Annotated in this window: 3 protein-coding genes; all 3 read left to right on the plus strand. The window is 65.9% G+C overall.

What is annotated here, in order from left to right:
* Nucleotides 1-17: 17 nt before the first annotated feature.
* The 3 genes from OC610_RS26140 to OC610_RS26150 are packed head-to-tail and all read left to right on the plus strand — an operon-like array spanning nucleotide 18 to nucleotide 2094.
* Nucleotides 18-866, plus strand: a complete 849-nt coding sequence (locus OC610_RS26140) for an ABC transporter ATP-binding protein (RefSeq protein ID WP_264431964.1) — start codon at nucleotides 18-20, stop codon at nucleotides 864-866.
* Nucleotides 863-1825, plus strand: coding sequence for a HEAT repeat domain-containing protein (locus tag OC610_RS26145; protein WP_264431967.1), 963 nt, complete (start codon nucleotides 863-865; stop codon nucleotides 1823-1825). Before OC610_RS26140 ends, OC610_RS26145 begins: the two co-directional genes overlap by 4 nt.
* Nucleotides 1822-2094: a gamma-butyrobetaine hydroxylase-like domain-containing protein gene (locus tag OC610_RS26150; protein WP_264431971.1), complete on the plus strand. Its 273-nt coding sequence runs from the start codon at nucleotides 1822-1824 to the stop codon at nucleotides 2092-2094. The genes OC610_RS26145 and OC610_RS26150 overlap by 4 nt, the downstream gene beginning before the upstream one ends.
* The last annotated feature ends 58 nt before the right edge of the window (nucleotides 2095-2152 follow it).

Raw genomic sequence — 2152 nt, forward strand, 5'->3', positions numbered from 1 at the left:
CCCCGAGGAAAAGCCTGATGAGTGCGATGCAAACGCCGGAAGGACGGATCGACATCCGCCAGTTATCCATTGTCCTGGGCCAGGGTGCCCAGGCCTTCGAAGCGGTGCAGGGGCTCGATTGCCAGATCGAGGCGGGCCAGTTCGTCTGCATCCTGGGGCCGTCCGGTTGCGGCAAATCCACCTTGCTCGGCGCCCTCGCCGGGCACCTGCAACCGAGCACGGGCTCGTTGAAGGTGGACGCGGTGCCGGTCGTTGGTCCGTCGCCCCAGCGCGGCATGGTGTTCCAGCAACACACCTTGTTTCCGTGGCGCAGCGTGCGCGACAACGTCGCCTTCGGCCTGAAGATGCGTGGCCTGGGCAAGCTCGAACGGCACCGGGCTGCCGACGAAATCCTCGCCCTGGTGGGCCTGGAGGGGTTTGCCGGGCACTGGCCCGATCAGCTCTCCGGCGGCATGCAGCAGCGGGTGGAGATTGCCCGGGTGCTGGTCAACCGTCCGCGCCTGTTGCTGATGGATGAACCCTTCGGCGCGCTGGATGCCCTGACGCGCTTGAACATGCAGGAACTTCTGCTGGATATCTGGACGCGGATCCGCACCACCGTGGTGTTCGTCACCCACGACATCGACGAGGCGCTGTTCCTCGCCGATCGCTTGCTGGTGATGAGCCCGCGTCCGGGGCGGATCATCGAGGACCTGCGCCTGGACTTTCCCCGTCCACGGACGACTGAGTTGGTCACCCGCCCTGAATTCGCCCGATTGAAACGCCACTGCCTCGAACTGCTGCGTCATGAAGACGGCCAGCAGCTACCGCGCCTCAATCCCCTTGGGCTGCCTCCTGAAACCTCCTTGCCGCGATTTGCCCTATGACCTCTCTATTTGAAAATACCGACAACGACGACATCCTTGCCCTGCAACCGCGCCTGACCGACGACGACGCCGGCGTGCGCCGTATCGCGCTGATCGAACTGGCCGACCTCGAAGAGCCCGAAGGCCTGCTGTGGCTGGTGGATCGCCTGGCACATGACCCCAGCGCCGAGGTGCGGGCCGAAGCCGCGAGATTGCTCGAAGCCTGGGAGGACGCGCCGGTGGTCGCGGCCTTGTGCGAGGCCTTGACCGATTCATCCCCGACCGTGCAGGCCGCAGCGGCCCAAAGCCTGAGCCTGCTCAAGAGCGAGGCGGCAGGAAGGGTGATCCTGCCTTGGACGGCTCATGTTGATGCCGATGTGCGCGTTGCCGCGTTCCGGGCGTTGCGCGAGTTGCGTCTGGGTGATGCCGCGCCAGCCGCTGTCGCCGCGCTGGCTGACCACGATGCTGGCGTGCGTCGTGAGGCGGTTGGCGTGCTGGGCTGGCTCAAGCACCTCGACGCCTTGCCGGCCCTGGCGCGGCTGGCCAGTGATGATCCGGAGAGCGAAGTGCGCCGTGCGGCCACCGGTGCCCTCGGCCTGGCCTCGGATGCTCAGGTCCTGCCAGCGCTGCGCCAGGCCTTGCGGGACCCGGCCTGGACGGTACGCGAAGAAGCCGCTACCACGCTGGGCAAGATCGGCCACGCAGATGCCGGCCCGGCCCTGATCGAGGCCCTGGCAGATGATTATTGGCAAGTGCGTTTGCGGGCGACCCGCAGTTTGGGTCGCATGCGTTACGCCCCGGCACTGGCGGCCTTGATCGAGACCCTGGCTCATCGCATCAGTAACCTGCGCAAGGAGGCGGCCCTGGCGTTGGGCGAGTTGAACGATCCTGCTGCCATCCCGGCGTTGCAGGCCGCCCGGGACGATGGCGATCCGGAGGTACGCAAGGCTGTGCGGATTGCCTTGGGCCAATTGCAATGAGCCCGCTGGCGATTGGCAATTCCCGGGAGAAGGGGCTGTTGCGGCTGAGTTGGCCTGATGGGCGTGAGCAACGGCTGGACCATGCCGAACTGCGTCGTCGATGCCCCTGTTCGCGGTGCCGGGCGTTTCGCCTGCAAGGGTTGGCAGTTCAGGTGGATGCACGGGTTCGGGTGGTTGAGGTCAATGGGCAGGGCTATGGGGTGCAGTTGGTCTTTAGCGATGGGCATGAGCGGGGGATTTTTCCCTGGGATTATCTGGCGGGTCTGTAGCTTCGCGCAGGTCCCCACCAAAGAAAAGATGACCCCGTGGCGAGGGAGCTTGCTCCCG

The sequence above is a fragment of the Pseudomonas agronomica genome (assembly GCF_025917275.1).
GTDB classification, from domain to species: domain Bacteria; phylum Pseudomonadota; class Gammaproteobacteria; order Pseudomonadales; family Pseudomonadaceae; genus Aquipseudomonas; species Aquipseudomonas agronomica.

What these genes read in the sequence shown, in the direction of transcription:
- OC610_RS26140 (WP_264431964.1), top strand. Translation starts at nt 18, where the DNA reads ATGAGTGCGATGCAAACGCCGGAAGGACGGATCGACATCCGCCAGTTA.
- OC610_RS26145 (WP_264431967.1), top strand. Translation starts at nt 863, where the DNA reads ATGACCTCTCTATTTGAAAATACCGACAACGACGACATCCTTGCCCTG.
- OC610_RS26150 (WP_264431971.1), top strand. Translation starts at nt 1,822, where the DNA reads ATGAGCCCGCTGGCGATTGGCAATTCCCGGGAGAAGGGGCTGTTGCGG.